The sequence below is a fragment of the Bacillus sp. AFS040349 genome (genome assembly GCF_002577655.1).
Taxonomy (GTDB): Bacteria; Bacillota; Bacilli; order Bacillales; family Bacillaceae; genus Metabacillus.
Genome location: NZ_NUMC01000164.1, coordinates 1 through 2504, shown reverse-complemented (window position 1 = coordinate 2504; position 2504 = coordinate 1). Strand labels below are relative to the sequence as shown.

Sequence of the window (2504 nt, the reverse complement as noted above, 5' to 3'; positions counted from 1 at the left end):
TGTGACTGCTAGAATAAAGTATACAAGTTTTGCTTGATTTGATGAAACACTTATTTACCCAAATATACCAGCAATGAATATTACTCCTCCCCTGTAAAATGAATAATAGTTTCATTACTTACAGTGGGGGTCAGAAAAGGTGGATAAGTGGGAAATGTACATGGAAATAAGACAATTATTAAAACAAGGATTTAGTCAAACTAAAATAGCTGAAAAGTTAGGGATTTCAAGGTCAACAGTTTACAGACATTTGAAGAAATCACCTTCGGAGATGGCTGATTGGGTAGAATCTCTTAAGAATAAAAAGAGAATACTAGATCCCAATAAAGAGCTGATACTATCTTGGTTGAGGATGCATCCGGATATGTCAGCTGCACAAGTGTATGATTGGCTTCTGGAGAAATATGAAGATATAAATATTGGGGAGAGTACAGTTAGAAGTTATGTAAAGGATCTTAGAGAAGAATACCAGATAAAAAAAGAAACGTCTCCTCGAATGTATGAGGCAATCCCCGATCCCCCGATGGGCGAACAAATGCAGGTAGACTTCGGACATACAAGGCAACAGACAGCTGATAATAAGGAGATTAAGCTAACCTTTATAGCCTTTGTCCTCTCCCACTCTAGACAAAAATATAAAGAGTGGTTGGATAGACCTTTTACAACACAGGATGTAATTAGAGCGCATGAGAATGCATTCAAGTGGTACGGTGGAATGACCAATGAGATTGTGTATGATCAAGATAGTTTAATTGTAGTTAGTGAAAATGGTGGAGATTTAATTTTAACAAAAGAGTTTCAAAATTATAGGGAATCTAGGGGTTTGAACCTTCGTGTTTGTCGCAAAGCTGACCCAGAAAGTAAAGGAAGAATAGAAAATGTTGTAGGATTCATAAAACAAAACTTTGCCAAACATAGAGTATTCCATAACATTGATTCCTGGAACGAACAAGGTTGGGAATGGCTAAACAGAACTGGGAACTTTAAGGTACACAACACAACAAAAAAAAGACCGTTTGAAGTGTTTCTCCTCGAAAAGCAACACTTAAAGCCGGTCTCCAAAAAAATAGATATTCAAAATAACTATGATACAAGTATAGCAAGGTGTGTCCATAAGGACAATACAATTCGTTTCGGTTCAAATCGGTACTCTCTTCCACTTGGCACATACAACAAATTGGATAAAGTATGTATCAAGGAAACGGAGAATAAAGAACTGATTATTTATATCCCTGATACTGGCGAAATCATTGCAAAACATATGATTCCAAATGGCAAAGGCCAATTAGTAAAAGATAGAAAACATAGTAGAGACCGTACAAAAGGAGTCGAAGCATATATTAGCACAGTGGCCGAGGAATTTGAAGATAAAGAACGAGCCTATCAATATTTAGAGAAGGTTAGAGAGAAAAATCCTCGTTACATTAAAGACCAACTGCAAATTATCTTGCGTGAAGCAAAAGAAAGCAATAGCGAAGTACTAACCAAGGCGTTAGCAGAGTGCGTAAAAAGGAAACTATTTAGTGCAACAGATTTTAGCGATATCGTTGCATATGTGAAACGTCAACGCCAGATAAATGAAACAGTTATAGAAAACAAAATAGAAATCAAACCTTTGAACAAGCTGTCTGAATGGGTTTTAGAAACAGATGCACACAAAAGAAAAGTAGATTCTTACACGGTGTTAATGGAGGTAAAATAAGATGAGTCAACTTCAACAAATACAAGACATAATGAAAGCATTAAGACTCGTTGAAACTGCCAAACACCTACCCCATTTGATCAGAGAAGCTGAGCAAAAGGACCAATCATTCACTCAATTTTTATTAGATGTAACAACCTATGAGCAAGCTCGAAGAGAGGAAAAGCAATTAAATAATCGCTTAAAGTGGGCTACCTTTCCTTTTAGTAAAACACTCGAGGAATTCAATTTGAAAGAACAGAAGTCTTTAAGTAATAAACAATTAAATAGATTAAGAGACTTAACTTGGGTTGAACAGTTATACAATTTAATATTACTAGGACCGCCTGGTGTAGGCAAAACGCACCTGGCGGTCGGGCTAGGTATAGAGGCAATAAACCAAGGATACAAAGCTATTTTTACTTCAATGGGAGACCTAGTTCATAATCTGAAAACGGAAGAATTCACGCGCAAATCTAAAGCAAGAATGAAGAGAATTAGAGAAGCAGATTTAGTTATCATAGATGACTTGATGTTCATGGCAATGGATCAACAAGAAGCAAATATGTTTTTCCATTTAATAAACGATTTATATAACCAATCGTCCATTATTCTAACTTCTAACAAGGCTCCAAAAGAATGGGGAGAATTATTAGGAGATCAAGCTATAACAACAGCTATTCTAGATAGAATTCTGCATCGAGTAGAGATTATTCATTTAAATGAAGATAGTTATCGTATGAAGCATCGTTCTACCATATTTGGGGAACAAAGTGTTTCAAATTAATGAGCAAAAATTGTGTCATTCTACTTGACGGTCACA

The 2504-nt window shown here is 35.8% G+C and carries 2 protein-coding genes; both read left to right on the top strand.

Annotation, left to right across the window (positions count from 1 at the left end):
* The first annotated feature begins 139 nt into the window (after positions 1-139).
* Positions 140-1702: an IS21 family transposase gene (gene istA, locus COD11_RS25090; RefSeq protein ID WP_098799615.1), complete on the top strand. Its 1563-nt coding sequence runs from the start codon at positions 140-142 to the stop codon at positions 1700-1702.
* Position 1703: 1 nt separating this feature from the next.
* Complete coding sequence (gene istB, locus COD11_RS25085) at positions 1704-2468, top strand: IS21-like element helper ATPase IstB (RefSeq protein ID WP_098799614.1); 765 nt, start codon at positions 1704-1706, stop codon at positions 2466-2468.
* The last annotated feature ends 36 nt before the right edge of the window (positions 2469-2504 follow it).